The organism is Streptomyces sp. NPDC030798 (assembly GCF_055572275.1).
Genome location: NZ_JBVIDR010000013.1, coordinates 90269 through 110231, shown reverse-complemented (window position 1 = coordinate 110231; position 19963 = coordinate 90269). Strand labels below are relative to the sequence as shown.

The 19963-nt window shown below is 71.7% G+C and carries 17 protein-coding genes; 4 read left to right on the top strand and 13 right to left on the bottom strand.

Annotated features, from left to right (window positions below):
• Nucleotides 1–33: 33 nt before the first annotated feature.
• The 6 genes from rplS to ACZ404_RS27640 form a co-directional block, all read right to left on the bottom strand.
• Complete coding sequence (gene rplS / locus ACZ404_RS27665; RefSeq protein ID WP_073941167.1) at nt 34–384, bottom strand: 50S ribosomal protein L19; 351 nt, start codon at nt 382–384, stop codon at nt 34–36.
• A gap of 134 nt (nt 385–518) precedes the next feature.
• Nucleotides 519–1352 (bottom strand): tRNA (guanosine(37)-N1)-methyltransferase TrmD, encoded by an 834-nt coding sequence (trmD, locus tag ACZ404_RS27660; RefSeq protein WP_468444423.1) that lies wholly within the window; start codon nt 1350–1352, stop codon nt 519–521.
• Nucleotides 1352–1903, bottom strand: coding sequence for a ribosome maturation factor RimM (rimM, locus tag ACZ404_RS27655; RefSeq protein WP_468444421.1), 552 nt, complete (start codon nt 1901–1903; stop codon nt 1352–1354). Before rimM ends, trmD begins: the two co-directional genes overlap by 1 nt.
• A gap of 99 nt (nt 1904–2002) precedes the next feature.
• Nucleotides 2003–2242, bottom strand: a complete 240-nt coding sequence (locus tag ACZ404_RS27650; protein ID WP_003973401.1) for an RNA-binding protein — start codon at nt 2240–2242, stop codon at nt 2003–2005.
• A 5-nt stretch (nt 2243–2247) separates the two neighbouring features.
• Nucleotides 2248–2670: a 30S ribosomal protein S16 gene (gene rpsP / locus ACZ404_RS27645; RefSeq protein ID WP_468444419.1), complete on the bottom strand. Its 423-nt coding sequence runs from the start codon at nt 2668–2670 to the stop codon at nt 2248–2250.
• 317 nt (nt 2671–2987) lie between these two features.
• A complete protein-coding gene (locus ACZ404_RS27640; RefSeq protein WP_468444417.1) occupies nt 2988–3584 on the bottom strand; it encodes a hypothetical protein in 597 nt (198 codons plus the stop codon).
• Between the two features lie 544 nt (nt 3585–4128).
• Between ACZ404_RS27640 and ACZ404_RS27635 the strand changes: the two genes are divergently transcribed.
• On the top strand, nt 4129–5001 hold the full coding sequence (locus tag ACZ404_RS27635; RefSeq protein WP_468444415.1) for a class I SAM-dependent methyltransferase: 873 nt from the start codon (nt 4129–4131) through the stop codon (nt 4999–5001).
• 6 nt (nt 5002–5007) lie between these two features.
• On the opposite strand, the gene ftsH is transcribed toward ACZ404_RS27635, so the two are convergent.
• The 6 genes from ftsH to nsdA all read right to left on the bottom strand — a co-directional run bounded on the left by ftsH (nt 5008) and on the right by nsdA (nt 14665).
• The gene (gene ftsH / locus ACZ404_RS27630) at nt 5008–6945 is read right to left on the bottom strand and encodes an ATP-dependent zinc metalloprotease FtsH (protein WP_468444413.1); all 1938 of its coding nucleotides are present in this window, start codon (nt 6943–6945) and stop codon (nt 5008–5010) included.
• Between the two features lie 59 nt (nt 6946–7004).
• The gene (ffh, locus tag ACZ404_RS27625) at nt 7005–8552 is read right to left on the bottom strand and encodes a signal recognition particle protein (RefSeq protein WP_468444412.1); all 1548 of its coding nucleotides are present in this window, start codon (nt 8550–8552) and stop codon (nt 7005–7007) included.
• A gap of 133 nt (nt 8553–8685) precedes the next feature.
• Nucleotides 8686–11139 (bottom strand): [protein-PII] uridylyltransferase, encoded by a 2454-nt coding sequence (locus ACZ404_RS27620; protein WP_468444410.1) that lies wholly within the window; start codon nt 11137–11139, stop codon nt 8686–8688.
• A gap of 25 nt (nt 11140–11164) precedes the next feature.
• Nucleotides 11165–11503: a P-II family nitrogen regulator gene (locus ACZ404_RS27615; protein ID WP_030990174.1), complete on the bottom strand. Its 339-nt coding sequence runs from the start codon at nt 11501–11503 to the stop codon at nt 11165–11167.
• Nucleotides 11500–12843 (bottom strand): ammonium transporter, encoded by a 1344-nt coding sequence (locus ACZ404_RS27610; protein WP_468444408.1) that lies wholly within the window; start codon nt 12841–12843, stop codon nt 11500–11502. Before ACZ404_RS27610 ends, ACZ404_RS27615 begins: the two co-directional genes overlap by 4 nt.
• 343 nt (nt 12844–13186) lie before the next feature.
• Entirely contained in the window at nt 13187–14665 is a 1479-nt protein-coding gene (gene nsdA, locus ACZ404_RS27605; RefSeq protein ID WP_468444406.1) for a transcriptional repressor NsdA, read from the bottom strand.
• Nucleotides 14666–15193: 528 nt separating this feature from the next.
• Here nsdA and ACZ404_RS27600 point away from each other — a divergent pair.
• Nucleotides 15194–15856, top strand: a complete 663-nt coding sequence (locus tag ACZ404_RS27600; RefSeq protein ID WP_468444404.1) for a bifunctional DNA primase/polymerase — start codon at nt 15194–15196, stop codon at nt 15854–15856.
• A gap of 93 nt (nt 15857–15949) precedes the next feature.
• Here ACZ404_RS27600 and ftsY read toward each other — a convergent pair whose 3' ends face one another.
• On the bottom strand, nt 15950–17149 hold the full coding sequence (gene ftsY, locus ACZ404_RS27595) for a signal recognition particle-docking protein FtsY (protein WP_468444402.1): 1200 nt from the start codon (nt 17147–17149) through the stop codon (nt 15950–15952).
• A gap of 166 nt (nt 17150–17315) precedes the next feature.
• On the opposite strand from ftsY, the gene ACZ404_RS27590 reads away from it, so the two are divergent.
• Together ACZ404_RS27590 and ACZ404_RS27585 are read left to right on the top strand one after the other, a co-directional pair.
• Nucleotides 17316–18812 carry a cytosine permease gene (locus tag ACZ404_RS27590; RefSeq protein ID WP_468444400.1) on the top strand — a complete coding sequence of 499 codons (1497 nt, stop codon included), beginning with the start codon at nt 17316–17318 and terminating at the stop codon, nt 18810–18812.
• 114 nt (nt 18813–18926) lie between these two features.
• Nucleotides 18927–19898, top strand: a complete 972-nt coding sequence (locus ACZ404_RS27585) for an LLM class flavin-dependent oxidoreductase (protein WP_468444398.1) — start codon at nt 18927–18929, stop codon at nt 19896–19898.
• Nucleotides 19899–19963: the final 65 nt, after the last annotated feature.

The window sequence follows — 19963 nt, the reverse complement described above, 5'->3', positions numbered from 1 at the left end:
CTATCCGGCTCCGCTGTGACCCCGGAAAAGCGCTCAGTTCTCGCGCTTCTCCTTGATCTTCGCGGCCTTGCCGCGCAGCTCACGGAGGTAGTACAGCTTGGCGCGGCGCACGTCACCACGGGTGACCAGCTCGATCTTCTCGACGATCGGGGTGTGCACCGGGAAGGTGCGCTCGACGCCGACGGAGAACGAGACCTTGCGGACCGTGAAGGTCTCGCGGACACCGGAGCCCTGGCGGCGGATCACAACGCCCTTGAACTGCTGCACACGGGAGCGGTTGCCCTCGATGACGCGGACGTGGACGTTGACGGTGTCGCCCGGACGGAAGGCCGGGACGTCGCTGCGCAGCGACGCGGCGTCGACGGAGTCGAGCAGGTGAGACATTTCGTCTGCTTTCTTCGCTGATGCCACAGGTCATCAACGGGAGATAGGTGTACAGGAGGCTGCCGTGCGGGTCGGGGCGGGCGTCGTGTCCCCCTGTGGCAGGGGCGCACGCCGGACGGGCGCACAACAGCGGCCTATTCTTCCACGCCCTCGGCCCGCCGCCAAAATCGGCCGTACGGCTCCCCCTCCGGGTCGGGCTCCCAGCCCAGGATGGAGAGCATCTCGCGGTCCTTCTTGTCGAAGGCCTTGGGGTCGCAGCGCTCGATCAGGTCGGGCCGGTGGGCCGTCGTACGCCGCAGCGCCTCGTCGCGCCGCCAGCGGGCGATCTTCCCGTGGTGGCCGCTGAGCAGCACGTCCGGGATGGCCCGGCCGCGCCACACGGGCGGCTTGGTGTGGACGGGACCCTCGAGCAGGTTGGCCATGGCGCCGGGCGCGAAGGAGTCGTCGCGGTGGGACTCGGCGTTGCCGAGGACGCCGGGCAGCAGCCGGGCGACCGCCTCGGTGATGACGAGTACGGCCGCTTCCCCGCCGGCGAGGACGTAGTCGCCGATGGACACCTCGTGGACCGGCATCCGCGTGGCGTACTCGTCCATCACGCGCCGGTCGATGCCCTCGTAGCGGGCCGGGGTGAAGATCAGCCAGGGGCGCTCGGAGAGCGCGACCGCCAGTTCCTGGGTGAAGGGACGGCCGCTGGGGGTGGGGACGATGAGCGCGGGGGCCCCGGCGCCGCTCTCGTAGCCGTCGGCGAGGACCGTGTCCAGGGCGTCGCCCCAGGGCTCGGTCTTCATGACCATGCCGGGACCGCCGCCGTAGGGCGTGTCGTCGACGGTGTTGTGCCGGTCGTACGTCCACGCGCGCAGGTCGTGCACGTGGACGTCGAGCTGCCCGCGCGCGCGTGCCTTGCCGACGAGGGAGACGTTCAGGGGTTCCAGGTACTCGGGGAAGATCGTGACGACGTCGAGGCGCATTACGACTCGTCCCCCGCGTCCTTCGACGAGGCGATCTCGGCGCGGTCGTCGATCAGGCCGGGCGGGGGCGCGATGACGGCCTTCTGCTCCTCGAGGTCGATCTCGGTGACGATCTCCTCGACGAACGGGATCATCACCTCGCCGCCGTCCGGGCGCTCCACGATGAACAGGTCCTGCGAGGGCAGGTGCGAGATCTCGGTGATCCGGCCGACCTCCGTGCCGTCCTCGGTGACCACGTCGAGGTCGATGAGCTGGTGGTCGTAGTACTCGTCCTCGCCCTCGGGCAGTTCCTCCGGGTCGATCTCGGCGATCAGGAGGGTGTTGCGCAGGGCCTCGGCGGCGTTGCGGTCGGTGACGCCCTCGAACCGCAGGAGGAGGCGGCCGCTGTGGACGCGCCCCGTCTCGATGGTCAGCGGTCCCGTGGTGGCGGGGTCCGTGGCGAGTACGGCGCCGGGCGCGAGCCTCAGTTCCGGCTCGTCGGTGCGTACCTCGACGGTGACCTCGCCCTTGATGCCATGGGCACGGCCGATCCGTGCGACTACCAGCTGCACGTGTCCAATTCTCCTGTCATCTCCTGCGTCCTGCTCATACGACTGCGGGCCGGGGACGGCCAGTGGCCCTCCCCGGCCCGAGCCGGTTGCGATGAAGCGTCAGCGGACGTGGTCCACGTCGACCAGGTCGACGCGGACACCGCGGCCGCCGATGGCGCCCACGACGGTACGCAGAGCACGCGCGGTACGGCCGTTGCGGCCGATCACCTTGCCGAGGTCGTCGGGGTGGACCCGGACCTCCAGCACGCGCCCGCGGCGCAGGTTGCGCGAGGCCACCTGCACATCGTCAGGGTTGTCGACGATGCCCTTCACGAGGTGCTCAAGCGCCTCTTCGAGCATGTTGCTCAGGCCTCGGTCGACTCGGAGGACTCGGCAGCGGCCTCGTCCTTCTTCTCAGCCTTCTTCTTCTGGGTGATCGCCTCACCCTTGCCCTCGTCGTCACCGCCGAGAGCCTCGAACGACGGACGCGCGGCCTTGGGCTCCGCGACGAGCAGCGGCGCGGGAGCCGGCTCGCCCTTGAACTTCTGCCAGTCGCCGGTCTTCTTCAGGATGGCGAGGACGGGCTCGGTCGGCTGCGCGCCGACACCCAGCCAGTACGCCACGCGCTCGGCGTCCACCTCGATGACCGACGGGTTGTAGGTCGGGTGGTACTTGCCGATCTCCTCGATGGCCCGGCCGTCACGGCGGGTACGGGAGTCGGCGACGACGATGCGGTAGTGAGGCGAACGGATCTTGCCCAGACGCTTCAGCTTGATCTTGACTGCCACGGGAGTGGGTTCTCCTGGATTTGACGTGGTTGGGCACGGCGAGCTGCCGCGTGGGGTTGCGGTACCCGAGTGCCCGATGGACGCGTCAGCCGGAGGAGAGAGGGGTCCTGTGCGGCTGTCGAGTACAGCTAGCCATTGTGCCACACCCCGCGGGTCGCTCCTGGCCTCGGGTACGGGACCCGGTGCCGGGCATGGCACAGCGGCACCCGGCGTGGAGGTGATCGCACGTCGGGTGCGCTGCTCGGCGCTGCGGGGGTGGTGCGCGCGGACCGCCTGACCGGCACCCACGAGATGCCGGGGTTCGTGGCCGTCCGCCGCTACGCCGCCCCCGCCACCTCCGGGATGCGGAACGGCTTGCCGCAGCCGCCGCACACGATCGGTGCCTGGGCCAGGACCGAGGGGACCACCCGGACGTTGCGGCCGCAGTCGCAGACCGCCTTCACACGGACGCCGCCGCCGGAGGAGCCGTGCCGGGCGGCCGGGCCGCGGAAGGTGCGCGAGGTGTCGGAGGAGGTGGCCGCCGTGTGCGCCTTCAGCGCGCGCTGGAGCCGCTCGATCGTCGGGCGGTAGCGCCGCTTGGCCTCGGGGCTGAGCGTGACCAGGGAGAAGCCGCTGCTCGGATGCGGCTCCTCGGGGTGGTCCAGGCCCAGCTCCTCGGCGATGGCGAGGAAACGGCGGTTGTGGTAGCGGCCGGCGCGGGAGGTGTCGCGGACGCCGCGGGCGGCGGCGACGCCATGGACTGCCTCGTGAAGCAGCCGCTCGAAGGAGAGTTCGTGACCGCACGCGGACGACGACTCCCCGATCAGGGACTCTGGCGCGGCAAGGTCCGGCAGCTCGGGGTGGTACCGCTGAATGTCGGCCCACGCCTGCGCCAGCTCTGCGGCGAGAACAGGTGGTGTCTGTGTCGTGCTCACGTAATGACAACGAGCGTGGGTGCCCCTGTGTTCCTATTCCGGGGCATCCCAAATAATTTGCACGTACCCGTCAGTTGCCACTGATGCGTCCTGACGAGGGCGGGTGCGCTGATCTGCGGAGAAGCCTCACAGCTCCTACCAAGCCGGTGCGTAGTCCGACGTACGCCCCGGCGCGTAGACCCCGCGGCTGCCGGGGCCGGCGGATGCGCAAGAGGCGTTTCGGCCGCTCTCGGGCGGAGACCTCATCCCGTTCAGCGTCCGTGACGGCCGTGGCGTTACCGCGCGCGGATCCGCCGTCGGCAGCGGGCCGGTCCGCCCGGTGCGCGGCCCAGCCGTCCGGGAGCGGCCACCGTACGGTCCTGCGGATTGCCGGGATGTGAAATCTCGCCACACTCGCCACCCCGCCCCAAGCGGGGCCCCTCGACCCCTGGACGGCATCGCGAGCCGGGAGTTACCTGGCATACGTGGAGAGTGCGAACGCACGACACGGGGACCACGCGATCGGGCACTGCGGTGAACTGTCGGCGGATTGGGGCGCTTACCTATGACACCTACGCTCGTGCGGGAACACCTGTCTCACGCGGGTTCCGCACCACCCCGCGTGAACCTGTGCGCACGCGCGCGTGACTGGTCCGAGATCCAGGAGCGGATGCTGGTGCCGCTCTACGAGACCGTCCACGAGCGACTTGAAGTGGGCCCCGGCACCCGGGTGCTGGGCCTGGAATGCGGTACCGGGCTCGCCCTGCTGATTGCGGCCACCAGAGGGGCCGCGGTCACCGGTGTCGACTCCTGCTCCGAACGGCTCTCCCTCGCGCGCGAGCGCCTGCTGCCGGACGCGCCGCCCGGAATGCGGGGCACGCGCGCGCGTGGGGGCGCGACACTCCTGGAGGCCTTGCCCGGGGACGCGGCCGGCTCCCGGCCGCCCGCGTACACCCTGGTGACCGTGTTCGAGCCGATCGGCTGTCTGGCGGGCGACTCCGAGGGGCTCGGCGAGCTGCTGGCGCGGGCGCTGCCGCTGGCCGGGCCGGGGGCGGCCGTGGTGCTGGCCGGCTGGGGGCCGCCGGAGCGCTGTGCCACCTCCTCGGTGCTGCGGGTGGCGACGAAACTGGCCGATCCCCTGCGCAGCGCGGGCAGCTGGCGGCCGGCCGCGCGCGACGACCTGGAGGAGGTCGCCCAGCGGGCCGGGCTGAAGCCGGACGGCTCGGGGCGGGTGGCCTGCCCGTTCGGGTACGCCGACGTCGACAGTGCCGTACGGGGCCTGCTGTCGACGGGACTGTTCGACGCGGCGATCGCCGCCACCGACGGCAAGCAGGTCGACAAGGAGCTGGCGGAGGCCCTGCACCCCTACCGGCGTCCGGACGGCACCGTGTGGATGCCCAACGTCTTCCGCTACCTGATCGCCCGCGTGCCCCGGTAGCTCGCTTCAGTCCAGGTCCTTCGTCAGGCGGGTGACGCCGGCGATCCGGTACGCGTCCGCCTCCTCCAGCGTCTCGTTCTCCAGCAGCGCCTCGGCGAGGGCGTCCAACTGGCCGCGGTGGTCCTGGAGCTTGCGGCACGCCTCCTCGTAGCACTCGTCGACGATCCGGCGCATCTCGGTGTCGATCACGTCGAGGGTCTGCGGGGCGGCGGCGAGACCGTAGGCCTGCTGCGCGTCATTGGGCAGCGCGGAGAGGCGGCCGACCCGCTCGCTCATGCCCCAGCGGGACACCATTCCGCGCGCGATGCCGGTGACCTGCTCCAGGTCGCTCTCGGAGCCGGTGGTGACGACGCCGTAGACGACCTGTTCGGCCGCCATCCCGCCGAGCGCGCCGATGATCCGGCCGCGCAGGTACTCCTCGGTGTACGCGTACCGGTCCGCCTCCGGCGTGGACAGCGTGACCCCGAGCGCCCGGCCGCGCGGCACGATGGTGATCTTGCGGACCGGGTCGGCGCCCGGCTGGAGCATGCCGAGCAGGGCGTGGCCGCTCTCGTGGTAGGCGGTGCGCCGGCGCTCCTCCTCGGGCATCACCAGCGGGCGCTCGGCACCGAGCTGGATCTTCTCCAGGGCTTCGGAGACGTCGGTCCGTGTCACCCGTTCCTGCTTGCGCTTGACGGCGAGCAGGGCGGCCTCGTTGGCGAGGTTGGCCAGGTCGGCGCCGGTCATGCCCGGGGTGCTGGCCGCGACCTGGGCGAGGTCGACGTCCGGGGCGAGCGGGATGCCGCGGGTGTGGATCTCCAGGATGGCCTCACGGCCGCCGCGGTCCGGCGGCGAGACCTGCACCACCCGGTCGAAGCGGCCGGGGCGGGTCAGGGCCGGGTCGAGGATGTCGGCGCGGTTGGTGGCCGCGACGACGATGACGCCCTCGGAGCCGGAGAAGCCGTCCATCTCGGTGAGGATCTGGTTCAGCGTCTGCTCGCGCTCGTCGTGCCCGCCGACCCCGGAGCCGCCCGCGCGGGCCCGGCCGATGGTGTCGATCTCGTCGATGAAGATGATCGAGGGGGCGACCTTGCGGGCCTCGGCGAACAGCTCACGCACCCGGGAGGCGCCGACGCCGACGATCATCTCGATGAACTCGGAGGCGGACGCCGAGAAGAACGGCACCCCGGCCTCCCCCGCCACCGCGCGCGCGAGCAGCGTCTTGCCCGTGCCGGGCGGGCCCGCGAGCAGCACCCCGCGGGGCATCTTGGCGCCCATGCGCCGGTAGGCGTCGGGGTTCTTCAGGAAGTCGACGACGTCGTTCAGCTCGCCCTCGACCTCGTCGATGCCGGCCACATCCTCGAAGGTCGTGCGCTTCTGCCCCGGCACCAGCTCCACCGGCTTGGGCGGTTCCTTGCGGCCGAGCATGCCGCCCGCGCCGCCGAGCCCCGCGCGCATCCGCCGGGCGATGAACACCCACACGGCGATCAGCAGCAGCATCGGCGCCAGCGAGATCAGCAGATTGGCCAGAAAGCTGCGGTGCTGGACGACGGGTTGCGCCGTGACGGTGACGTCGTGCTTGGTCAGGTTCGCCCAGAGGTCGTCGTCCGCGAACGAGGGCCGCTCGGTGTTGAACTTGGTGTACGTCCCGTGGCCGCCCGGCCTCTCCCGCGCCTTTCTGAGCTGGCCCTGGATGGAGTCGCCCTTGGCGTAGATCTTCTCGACGTTGCCGGCGTTCACCTGTTTGCTGAACTCGGTGTACGAGATCGTCGGCTCGTTGGCCTGATCGGCGTACGACAGCACCAGGTTGGCGATCAGGTACACGACCAGGGCGGCGAGGATCAGCCGCCACCAGCCGCCGCGCATCCGGCGCCCGCCCGGCGGCTGCCGCTGCGGCTCCTCGGGTGCGCCCTCGGTTCGCCAGGGCTGGTCGGGTGACTGGCGTGGCGGCGCGGGGTTGGTCATATGCGGACGGTACGACACCGACCAACCCCCGGCACGCCCACAGGTGGAGCGGCGAAGGATCAGCCCATGAACTTCTTGAACTCGTCCGGCAGCTCGAACTCCTGACCGCCCTGCTGCGGCAGGCCGAACGCGCCGCCCTGCCCGGCCGCCTCGCGACGCTGAGCCGCCTCCAGCTCCTGCTGCTTGCGCTTCATCGGGTTGCCGGAGCGCTGCTTGCCCTTGGCCTTCTTCGGCTGCTTCTTGGCGCGGCCGGGGCCGCCGCCCATGCCCGGGATGCCCGGCATGCCGGGCATGCCGCCGCCCTGGGCCATGCGGGACATCATCTTGCGCGCCTCGAAGAACCGCTCGACCAGGTTCTTCACCGCGCTGACCTCGACACCGGAACCGCGCGCGATACGGGCGCGGCGGGAGCCGTTGATGATCGTCGGATCCTGGCGCTCGCCCGGGGTCATGGACTTGATGATCGCGGCGGTACGGTCGACGTCCCGCTCGTCGATGTTCTGGATCTGGTCCTTGATCTGGCCCATGCCCGGGAGCATGCCGAGCAGCTTGGAGATGGAGCCCATCTTGCGGACCTGCTCCATCTGGGCCAGGAAGTCGTCCAGGGTGAAGTCCTGGCCCTTCTTGGACGCCAGCTTCGAGGCCATCTTGGCGGCCTCTTCCTGGCTGAAGGTCTTCTCCGCCTGCTCGATCAGGGTGAGCAGGTCACCCATGTCGAGGATGCGGGAGGCCATCCGGTCCGGGTGGAAGGCGTCGAAGTCGTCCAGCTTCTCGCCGTTCGACGCGAACATGATCGGCTTGCCGGTGATCTGCCGGATCGACAGCGCGGCACCACCGCGGGCGTCGCCGTCGAGCTTGGAGAGCACCACGCCGTCGAAGCCGACGCCGTCGCGGAAGGCCTCGGCGGTGTTGACGGCGTCCTGACCGATCATCGCGTCGACGACGAACAGGATCTCGTCCGGGGAGACCGCGTCCCGGATGTCGGCGGCCTGCTGCATCATCTCGGCGTCGATGCCGAGGCGGCCGGCGGTGTCCACGATCACGATGTCGTGGACCTTGGTCCTGGCGTGCTCGATGGAGTCCTTGGCGACCTTCACCGGGTCACCGACGCCGTTGCCCGGCTCCGGGGCGTAGACGGCGACACCGGCGCGCTCGGCGACGACGCTCAGCTGGTTGACGGCGTTCGGGCGCTGGAGGTCGCAGGCGACGAGCAGCGGCGAGTGGCCCTGCTCCTTCAGCCAGCGGCCGAGCTTGCCCGCGAGGGTGGTCTTACCGGCGCCCTGGAGACCCGCGAGCATGATCACCGTGGGCGGCTGCTTGGCGAAGCGCAGGCGCCGCGTCTCGCCGCCGAGGATGGTCACCAGCTCGTCGTTGACGATCTTGAGGACCTGCTGGGCCGGGTTCAGCGCCTTGGAGACCTCGGCGCCGAGGGCGCGCTCCTTGACGTTCTTGATGAACGTGCGGACGACCGGCAGGGCCACGTCGGCTTCGAGGAGCGCGATGCGGATCTCGCGTGCCGTGGCGTCGATGTCCGCCTCGGACAACCTGCCCTTGCCGCGGAGATTTTTGAACGTCGCGCTGAGGCGGTCGGAGAGGGTATCGAACACGGTGGCGTCGGTCCTCGGAGTCGGAGTCGTTTCGGGCTGCCCTCCAGGGTATCCGGCCCCGCGGGCAAATCGTCCCCGCCCGCCGGATGCGGCGGGCGGGGACGCACCCCCGCGTCAGCGGGGAGCGGGCGCGTCACGCCCGCAACGTGTCCTCGAGGACCTTGGCCGTCGACGCCGCGTCCTGGGGCGGCAGCGGCGCCCCCGTGCCCGTCGTGACGTAGAAGGCGTCCACCGCGTTGGAGCCCAGCGTGCTGACGTGCATGCTGCGCACCCGTACGCCCGCCTTCTCCAGCGCCATGCCGATGCGGTACAGCAGCCCCGGGGCGTCCTGGGCCCGTACCTCGATGACCGTGGCGTGGCGGGAGGCCGCCGGGGCCACCTTCACGCGGGGCGGCGGGGCGACCCAGCCGCGGCGGCGGGGGTAGGCGGCGTCGCGTTCGGCGAGCCGGCCCGCGACGTCCAGGGAGCCGTCCAGGGCGCGGACGAGGTCGGCGCGCAGCCGGGTGGCCTGGGGCAGGGAGCCGTACTCGGCGGCGACCCGCCAGTTCAGCAGCAGCACCGAGCCGCCGTCGTCGACGTCGTCGGGCAGGCCGAGGGTCCGCAGCTCGGCGGTGCGGACGGTCAGCCGGTGCACGGCGAGGACGCCGGCGACCGCGGGCAGTACGCCCGGCTGGTCGGGTACGGCGATGAGCAGTTCGACGCCGAGGGGCTCGGGTTCCTCCGCCGGGTCCTGGTCCGCGGGCGGTTCTGCCTGGGGGCGCAGCGCCAGGACCGGGCTGCCGGTGCGGAAGGCCTCGATGGCGAGGCGTTCCTGCTCGGCGGTGGGTGCGCCCGGCTCGGGCTCCGCCGGGACGTCCCCGGCCAGGACGGCGGAGACGCGCCGTACCAGGTCGGCGACGAGGGAGCCGCGCCAGGAGGACCAGGCGGCCGGGCCGGTGGCCAGCGCGTCCGCCTCGGTGAGGGCGTGCAGCAGTTCCAGGGTGCTCTGGGTGCCGACCGCCTCGGCGACCGAGCGGACCGTGGCGGGGTCCTCCAGGTCGCGCCGGGTGGCCGTCTCGATGAGCAGCAGGTGGTGCCGTACGAGGGTGGAGAGCACGGCCACGTCGGTGCGGTCGAAGCCGATCCGGGCGGCCACGTCGCGGGCGATGATCTCGCCGGCCACCGAGTGGTCGCCGGGCCAGCCCTTGCCGATGTCGTGCAGCAGGGCGGCGACGAGGAGCAGGTCGGGGCGGCTGACGCGGCGGGTGAGCTCGGAGGCGCGGACGGCGGTCTCGATCAGGTGCCGGTCCACGGTCCAGAGGTGGACGGCGTTGCGCTGCGGGCGGCAGCGGACCCGCTCCCAGTCGGGCAGGAGGCCGCTGATCAGACCTTCCGCCTCCAGGGCCTCCCAGACGTCGACGGTCGGGCGGCCGGAGCCGAGCAGGGTCACGAGCTGTTCCCGCGCCTCGGCGGGCCAGGGCACCGGCAGGGGCCGCGCGGTGGCCGCCATGCGCCGTACGGCGTGCAGGGAGAGCGGGAGGCCTGCCTGGGCGGCGGCGGCCGCGGCGCGCAGCGGGAGCACGGGGTCGCGTTCGGGGCGCGCGGCGCGGGCGAGCACGACCTCGCCGTCCTGCTCCACGACGCCCTCGGCCAGCGGGGAGCGCTCGGTTGCGGGCTTGCCGCCGCCCAGCATGGCGCGCAGGCGCGGCCGTACGGCGCGTGAGCGCAGCACGCGCCCCACCTCGCGCCAGGTGACGTCACTGGCGTACGAGATGACGCGCGCCGCCTCGTACACCTGGCGCAACAGGGTGTCGGCGTCCAGCAGACCCAGCTCGGCGGCGACCTGGTCCTGTTCCTGCAGCGCGAGCCGGTCGGTGGCCCGGCCGGTGGCGAGGTGGAGGGCGTCGCGTACGTCGAGCAGGCGGCGTCGGGCGTCGGCGAGGCCCTCGCGCGGGGCGTCGGCGAGCCAGGACGCGGCCACGGCGCGCAGAGCGGTGGCGTCCCTCAGGCCGCCGCGGGCCTCCTTCAGGTCGGGTTCCAGCAGGTACTGCAGCTCGCCCTGGCGCTCGGCGCGCTCGGCGCACAGCTCCTGCAGCTCGGGGAGGCGTTTCGGCGCCTGGTTGCGCCAGTCGGCCAGGACGGCCGTGCGCAGGGAGGCGGTCAGGGACTGGTCACCGGCCAGGTGACGGGCGTCCAGCAGGCCGAGCTGGACCTTCACGTCCTCCCCTGCGGTCTTCCGGGCCTCCGCCGGGGTGCGCACGGAGTGGTCGAGCGCCAGGCCGAGGTCCCACACGGGGTACCAGAGGCGGTCGGCGAGGGCGGCGACCGCGCCGGGGTCGCTGCCGTCGTGCAGCAGCACCAGGTCCAGGTCGCTGCGCGGGGACAGCTCCCCGCGGCCGTAGCCGCCGACGGCGATGAGCGAGGCGCCCTTCACCGCTCCGGCCGCCGCCGTGAACAGCCCGGCGAGCCAGTCGTCGGTCAGCTCGGCGAGGGCGGCACGGCGCGGCGGCCCGGACCGCGCCTCCTCGGTGAGGAGGCGCAGCCGGGCCGCCGCGTAGCCGCTGGGTCCCGAGTCTTCCGCTTCGCTTCGCACATCCGTCCCCGTCACCCAGCGACTCCTGTCCTTCGGTTGGTCAGAGCGCGTCCGGGCCGCGCTCGCCGGTGCGGACCCGTACGGCCGTCTCGACGGGCAGGGACCAGACCTTGCCATCACCGATCTTGCCGGTGCGGGCCGCCTTGACGATGACCTCGATCAGCTGCTCGGCGTCGTCGTCCTCGGCCAGCACCTCGATACGGATCTTGGGGACCAGGTCGACGGTGTACTCGGCACCGCGGTAGACCTCGGTGTGGCCCCGCTGACGACCGTAACCGCTTGCCTCGGTGACCGTCAGCCCGTGGACGCCGAAGGCCTGCAGGGCCTCCTTGATCTCGTCCAGCCGGTGCGGCTTCACGACGGCGGTGATGAGCTTCATGCGTCCACCTTCTTGGTCTGCGGGGCGGCCAGGGCCGAGGAGCCGGCGAGGGAGCCGACGACACCGCCGCCGGCGCCGCTGAAGTCGTATGCGGTCTCGGCGTGCTCGGCCTGGTCGATGCCCGAGACCTCCTCGTCCTCGGTGACCCGCATGCCGATCGTCTTGTCCAGCAGGAAGGCGAGGACCGCGGAGACGATCAGGGAGTAGGCGAGGACCGCGCCGACACCTGCGCACTGCTTCCACAGCTGGGTGAAGGAGTGGTCGCCGTAGAAGACACCGGTCGCGGTGGACTGGCCCTTGCCGGTGGCGAAGAAGCCGATCAGCAGGGAGCCGATGATGCCGCCGACCATGTGGACGCCGACCACGTCGAGCGAGTCGTCGTAGCCGAACTTGAACTTCAGGCCGACGGCGGCGGCGCAGGCGACACCGGCGATGGCGCCGACGGCGATCGCGCCGAGCGGCGAGACCGCACCACCGGACGGGGTGATGGCGACCAGGCCGGCGACCGCGCCGGAGGCGGCGCCCAGCGTGGTGAACGCGCCGTGGCGGATCTTCTCGTAGGCGAGCCAGGCCAGCATGGCGGCACCGGTGGCGACCTGCGTGTTGACGAACATCAGCGCGCCGACGCCGTCGTCGTTGCCGAGCCACGAGCCGGCGTTGAAGCCGAACCAGCCGAACCAGAGCAGACCGGCACCGAGCATGACCAGCGGGAGGCTGTGCGGGCGCATCGGGTCCTTCTTGAAGCCGACGCGCTTGCCGATGACGAGGATGACACCGAGCGCCGCCGCACCCGCGTTGATGTGGACCGCCGTACCACCCGCGAAGTCGATCACGCCGAGCTTGAAGGCCCAGCCGTCGGAACCCCAGACCCAGTGGGCGACCGGGACGTAGACGATCGTCAGCCACAGGGCGATGAAGAGCGACCAGGCCGAGAACTTGACGCGGTCCGCGAGGGCGCCGCTTATCAGGGCCGGGGTGATGATCGCGAACATCATCTGGAAGACCATGAACACGAAGATCGGGATGGTGTAGCCGGGCCAGAGCTCCGTCAGACCGATCTTGCGCAGGCCGAACCAGTCGGAGTCCCAGCCGATGAAACTGTTGTTCGTGCCGAAGGCGAGGGAGAAGCCGTAGAGCACCCACAGAATCGTGACGATGCCCATGCTGATGAAGCTCATCATCAGCATGTTGAGGGTGCTCTTGACGCGGACCATGCCTCCGTAGAAGAAGGCGAGGCCCGGCGTCATGATCAGCACCAGGGCGGAAGCAATGAGCATGAAGCCTGTGTTCGCGGACGACAGCTTGGGTGCCTCCGCGGCAAGCGTGATGGCTGGTGCCATCGGCGTCTCCTCGTCGGTTGGTACGGCCCCGTGCGGGCGGTGCCTGAGCGGACCGGCGGGTGGTGGGGCAGGCCGGTTATGCGCCACGAGACTGGCGCAGCGCCGTTTCGGTGGAAGCCCCTCGTTGTTTCGCCGGGGTGACGAAGGCGCCGGGCGTGTTACGCGTCGATGAACTGCCGGATATCGGGCATGCCGATCGTTATCGTGGCGCAACCTTCTGCGGGCAGTCCCCACGCAGAGAGAACCGGCCGCGGCCGGCCTCTCCGACGACCTGGCGCGGGGGAGCCGAGTCGGGCTGTTCGGGAGGGCCGGCCGCGGCCGGGGCCTGCGGAGACGGTGTGGGTCAGACCGCCTCGGCGGTCTCGGGCAGGTCGACGGCGAGCTGCTCGGAGAGGTCGGCGACGGCGGTCAGCTCGCCGAAGTCGCGGACGGCCGCGGCGACCGTCTTTCGGATACGAGTGTTCACGCGCTCCGAGCGCACCTTTTTGGCGATGCCCATGGCCTGCGAGGCGTACTCGGTGCTGCGCTCGGGTTCACGCCGCAGCAGGTGCACGGTGGCCATGCCGATCAGGTTGAGGGCGTACGAGCGCTGGTGCTCGTGGTCCTTGGAGAACAGCTCGACCGCCCGCTCCATCAGCGGCTGGGCCAGCGAGGCGTAGGTGGGGCTGCGACCGGCGACGTAGGCCAGGTCGCGGTAGGAGTGGGAGTTCTCCGCGAACAGTTCGGCCTCGGAGAAGAAGCGGATCCAGTCCGGGTCCGGCTCGTCCCACTCGTCGGCCTCGGCGAAGGTGTCCTCGGCCATGCGCACGGCCCGCTTGCACTTGCCGGGCTGGCCCATGTTGGCGTAGGCGCGGGCCTCCATCGCATACAGCATGGACTGGATGCGCGGGCTCGCGCAGTCCCGGCTGCCGTACTGCGCGAGGTGGATCAGCTCCAGGGCGTCGTCGGGGCGGCCGAGGTGGATCATCTGGCGGCTCATGCTGGACAGGACGTAGGAGCCGAGCGGTTTGTCGCCGGCCTCCTTGGCCGCGTGCAGGGCGAGCACGAAGTACTTCTGCGCGGTGGGCTGCAGTCCCACGTCGTACGACATCCAGCCCGCGAGTTCGGCGAGTTCGGCGGCGACCTTGAAGAGCTTGCGGGTGGTGGCCTCGGGCTGGGGTTCCTGGAGGAGGTCGGTGACCTCGTGCAGCTGGCCGACGACCGCCTTGCGGCGCAGGCCGCCGCCGCACTGGGCGTCCCACTGGCGGAACATCCGCGTGGTGGACTCCAGGAGGTCCATCTCGGGCTTGGAGAGCCGGCCGTGCCGGCGCGGGTCGAGGACGGTGTCGGGCTCGGCCGGGGCCGGGGAGGACGGGGTCGGCACGAGCCAGCGCTGCATGGGCTCGATGAGGGACGGGCCCGCGGACAGGGCCAGCGAGGTCCCGAGGAAGCCGCGCCGCGCCAGCATCAGGTCGCTGCGCGAGAACTCGCTGAGCAGGGCCACCGTCTGCGGGCCCGTCCACGGCAGGTCGACACCCGACGCGGAGGGCGACTGGCGGGCGGCGCGCAGGCCGAGGTCCTCGATGGAGACGACACAGCCGAAGCGTTCGGAGAACAACTCCGAGAGGATCCGCGGGATCGGCTCGCGCGGGTTCTCCCCGTCCAGCCAGCGGCGCACCCGGGAGGTGTCGGTGGAGATGTGGTTCGCGCCCAACTGGCGTGCCCTGCGGTTCACCTGGCGGGCCAGCTCGCCCTTGGACCAGCCGCTGCGCACGAACCACGAGCCGAGCAGCTCGTTGGGGCGCTTGTCAGCGTTCGTCCCGCTACCGCCGTTGCCGCCCACTGGAACGCCCCCATCCCTGAGACCACTGTGTCGCCGAGTGCGGACCGGCGTGTGTCGCCGAGCGCGGTCCGCTTGTCACCGAGTGCGCCAAGCCCTATCAGAATGCCGGTACATACGGCTTCCCGTCCGGCGGTTCTCACCCTTCGAACGAGCTGACGACTTGCCTCCGGCATACCCACGGGTGCATGTGCCCCCAGACCTCGCACACTCACAGTAGTCCCACGATCACCCGTCCAGCCATGGCGATCCGGGAAACGCCACCATTCGCCACCCCTTCGGATGAACTCACGGTGGGCCGTCCGCGATTCACTTGACATAGGACGATCGGAAGTGGGCGGACTGAGGCACACAGGGGCGCGCAGAGCCCTGTGCACGACCCGTGGCGCTGCAAGGCGCCAGCCCGACCTCACGGGAGGGCTCGCCGGAGTTTCGGCGCCAGGGAGAGCGGCCAGAAGCCGTAGCGTTACTTTCCGCTTCCGTCTCGTTCCGCGGCGTAACCACCGGCGCGCAGGACCCGTTGGAGGGGGCATGGGCTTCACGATCGGCGGCATTCGCGAGATCCGCACCGGCACGCGGCGGCGCGGCCGCTCGTCGGAGTGCACCGCCGTCGCCGAGTTCACCGGCCTGTGGGGCTGGGACGTGGTGCCGGGCGCCCGGGCCGCGGCGGGCGCCTGCTCCTGCGGGCGCGCCGGCTGCCCGGCGCCGGGTGCCCACCCGCTCGGCTTCGCTCCCCGGGTGCCGGCCGGGGCCACGCTCGACGAGGTGACCAGGGCCTGGGCGGAGTTCCCGGGGGCGTCCGTGATGCTGCCGGTCGGCGGTGCGTTCGACGTCCTCGAGGTCGCCGAGCCCGCCGGGCGTCATGCCCTGGTCCGCCTCGAGCGCATGGGCCTGCCCCTCGGCCCGGTCGCCGCGACCCCCGACGGCCGCGCCCACTTCTTCGTCGCCCCCGGCGCCGCCGCCGACCTCCCCCGGCTGCTCTACCGCATGGGCTGGGACGACCCCTCCGCCCTGGACCTGCGCGGTCTCGGCCCGGGAACGTACATCACCGCCCCGCCCTCCGACCGGGGCGGCCTCGGGCCGGTGCGCTGGCTGCGCCCGCCGGCCCTGGACTCGGCGACCCGGCCTCCGGCGGCCCGGCTGCTGCTGGGCACGCTCGCGTACGTGGCGCACCGGTCGGGAGCGCGGGCCTGACCTCCCAGGAGCCCTGGCGAAAGGCGAAGCGCCCGTCCCCCACCGCGTGTCGGGGGGCGGGCGCTTCCGGCAGCCGCTGGTGTCGGTTACCGGTCACTCACCGATGAGGGCGTCCACGAACGCCTCCGGTTCGAACGGCGCCAGGTCGTCCGCGCCCTCGCCGAGCCCGACCAGCTTGACCGGCACGCCCAGTTCGCGCTGGACCGCGATCACGATGCCGCCCTTGGCCGTGCCGTCCAGCTTGGTCAGCACGATGCCGCTGATGTCCACGACCTCGGCGAAGACCCGCGCCTGCACCAGGCCGTTCTGGCCGGTGGTGGCGTCCAGGACCAGCAGCACCTCGTCGAGCGGCGCGTGCTTCTCCACGACCCGCTTGACCTTGCCCAGCTCGTCCATGAGCCCGGTCTTGGTGTGCAGCCGCCCGGCGGTGTCGATGAGGACCACGTCGACCCCCATCTCCTTGCCCTCCTTGACCGCGTCGAAGGCGACGGAGGCGGGGTCGCCGGCCTCGGGACCGCGCACGGTGTAGGCGCCTACCCGCTCGCCCCAGGTCTGGAGCTGGTCGGCGGCGGCGGCTCGGAAGGTGTCGGCGGCGCCGAGGACGACCGTGCGGCCGTCGGCCACCAGCACCCGGGCGAGCTTGCCGGTGGTGGTGGTCTTGCCGGTGCCGTTGACGCCGACGACCATCACGATGCCGGGCTTGCGATCCGCCGGCTCGGTCTTCACCGTGCGGTCGACGTCGGTGCCGATCAGCTTGAGCAGCTCCTCGCGCAGCAGGCCGCGCAGCTCCTCGGGGGTGCGGGTGCCGAGCACCTTCACGCGCTCGCGCAGCCGTTCGACCAGCTCCTGAGTGGGCTGCACGCCGACGTCGGCGGTGAGCAGCGTGTCCTCGATCTCCTCCCAGGTGTCGTCGTCCAGGTGCTCGCGCGAGAGCAGCGTGAGCAGGCCCTGGCCGAGGGCGTTCTGCGAGCGGGACAGGCGGGCGCGCAGCCGGACCAGCCTCCCTGCGGTGGGCTCCGGGATCTCGATCGCGGGAGCCTCGACCACGGGAGGCTCCTCGACGACGACCGGCGGGCCGCCCGGGAGATCCACCTCCTCGATCGTCCGGCGCGGTTCGTCGCGCGGCGTCTCGGCCTCGTCGCCGACGTGCGGCTCGGCCGGGGGCGCGGTGATGTCGGGCGTCCTGGGGGGCGGCGGGGGCAGCGGCTTCCGGCGCCGGGTGCCCACGATCAGCCCGCCGAGCGCGGCGAGCACGACCACGGCGATGACTACAGCAAGGATGACGGTTTCCATAACGCGTCCAGTATCGGCCATGGGTGCGCCAAGGCTCGGTTTGTACCTTCCTCCGAGAGACAAATGCCACTGAAGGGAAGAAGTCGGATCAAAGTACGATGGAGATGGCTCCGTCGACGCGCGTAGAGTCCGACGTCCCGTCCCCCACCCCGAGGCACTCTCCTTCATGAGCAGGACAGCCCTGAGCAAGGCGGCCCCGAGCACGCCGGCCACGAGCACGCCGGCCGAGGCCGAAGGCACTCTCGAAACCCGTGGCATCGAGCAGGTACCCGACCAGGAGCGCACGGCCAGAACCCGCGAGCTGTTCCCGACCTGGGTCGGCGCCAACATCAGCGTGCTGCTGCTCACCATGGGCGCCAGCCTGGTGGTGGCGTACCACCTGGACATCTGGCAGGCGCTCGTCGTCGCGGTCGCCGCGCCCCTCGTGTCGTACGGCCTCGTCGGGCTGATCGGCATCGCCGGCAAGCGGGGCGGCGCACCCGGCATGGCGCTGTCGCGCGCGGTGTTCGGGCAGCGCGGCAATCTGCTGCCGGGCGCGCTGATCTGGGTCGCGCGCTGGGGCTGGGAGACGATCAACGCCGTCACGGGCGCCTACGCGATGCTGACCATCCTGGACATCGTCCTCGGCATCAAGGGCAGCGGCGTGCTGGACATGGTCGTGCTGCTGGTCTTCGTCGTCTCGACGTTCGCGATCTCGGGGCTCGGCATCCACGCCGTACAGAAGTGCAACAAGTACGCGACCTACCTGTTCGGCGCCTTCTCCGTGCTCGTCCTGCTTTACCTCGCCGTGCACACCGACTGGGGCAGGGTGACGGCCCACGGCGCCGGCTCCACGGCCGCGGTGATCACCGGTGTCGGGATGATCGCGGCGGGCGGGGTCAGCTGGATCCCGTCGGCGCCGGACTTCACCCGTTATCTGCCGCGTACGGCGTCGTCGAGGGCCATCGTGGGCACGACGGTGGGCGGCGCCGGGATCGTCGTCCTGCCGATGGTCCTCATGGGGGCGGTGATGGCGGTGTCCACTCCGGACCTGGCCTCGGCCTCCGACCCGGTCTCCTTCCTCGGCGAGATCCTCCCCACCTGGATCGCGGTGCCGTATCTGCTGATCGCGCTGATCGGCATGCTGCTGATCAACTCGATGTCGATGTACTCGGCCGGCTTCACCGCGCAGACGCTCGGCTTCCAGGTGCCGCGCCACTGGGCGGTCTCGGTCAACGCGGTGATCTCGCTCGTCCTCGGCGGTGTGCTGATGCTGGTGGCGACGAGCTTCCTGGGCTCCTTCATCGCCTTCCTGTCCCTGCTCGCCGTGGCCTTCTCCGCCTGGGTCGGCGTGTTCGGCGCCGACATGCTGCGCCGCACGGAGTACGACGGGGCGGCCCTGGCCGACACCTCGCGGTCCAGCGCCTACTGGTACCGGGCCGGCTTCTCCCCGGCGGCGGTGGCCGCGTGGGCGGCCGGGCTGGTGTCGGGGCTGATGTTCACCACGTCGGACTGGTTCACGGGGCCGCTGGCGAAGAACAACGTCGTCGGCGAGTACGGGCTCGGCTGGGTGGCGACGATCGTGGTCTCCGGCGCGTTGTACGCGGTGCTGCCGAAGCCGGCGGTGGTGCGGCCGGAGCCGGCCGCCGAGCGCGCGGAGGAGCGCGCGACCGCAGCCGCCTGAGCCGCGCCCGCCGCGTCGGCCCCTGCCCTCCGACATACGCCGCACCCATGGCCATCTGACGTACCGTCAGCTACCGTCCCCCCTCCACCGAGTCGTACCGGAGGGGGACTTCCCATGCCCGTCACGGTCGTGCGGTTCAACCTCGTCGCGCCCGGCGCCGGTCCCGCCGAGCTCTCCGCCCGCTACCGGGCCGCCCTGGAGATGGCCGCGTACGCCGACGAGCACGGCATCACCACCGTGCAGACCGAGGAGCACCACGGCGCCGCCGACAACTGGCTGCCGTCGCCGTTCGCCTTCGCCGGCGCGGTGTTCGGGGCGACCCGGAGCATCGCGGTCACGGTGTCGGCGGCCATCGGCCCCCTGCACGATCCGCTGCGGCTGGCCGAGGACATCGCCGTACTGGACCTGCTCAGCGGCGGCCGGCTGGTGACGGTGGCCGGGATCGGGTACCGGCCCGAGGAGTACGCCCTGTTCGGCGTGGACTGGAAGCGCCGGGGCCGGCTGCAGGACGAGGTGCTGGAGACGCTGCTGAAGGCGTGGAGCGGCGAGGAGTTCAGCCACCGGGGCCGTACGGTACGGCTCACCCCGCGCCCGTACAGCGATCCGCATCCGCTGCTGCTGGTCGGCGGCTCCTCGAAGGCGGCGGCGCGGCGGGCCGCCCGGCTCGGCCTGCCGTTCTTCCCGAGCGCGCATCTGCCGGAGCTGGAGGCGTACTACAAGGAGCGGCTCGCCGAGTACGGCACCGAGGGGTGGACGATGATGCCGGCCGCCGAGACCCCGCTGCTGCATGTCGCCGAGGATCCGGACCGGGCGTGGGCGTGGTACGGCGAGCACTTCCTGCACGAGGCCCGGACGTACGCCTCGTGGCAGTCAGGGGACATCCGCTCGGCGGTGCGCTCGGCGGCCACCACGGTCGAGGACCTGCGCGCGGAGGGCGTCTACCGGATCCTCACACCGGAGCAGTGCGCGGACCAGGGCCTGGACAGTCTGGTGCTGCATCCGCTGGCGGGCGGAATGCCGGTGGAGGAGGGGTGGCGGAGTCTGCGGCTGTTCGCCGAGCGGGTGCTGCCGCGGCTGAGCGGATGAGCCGGGCGGCACGGGCAGGAGCCCCGCGCCTGGATGAGCCGGGGGATGCAGACCGCCGCCCCCGG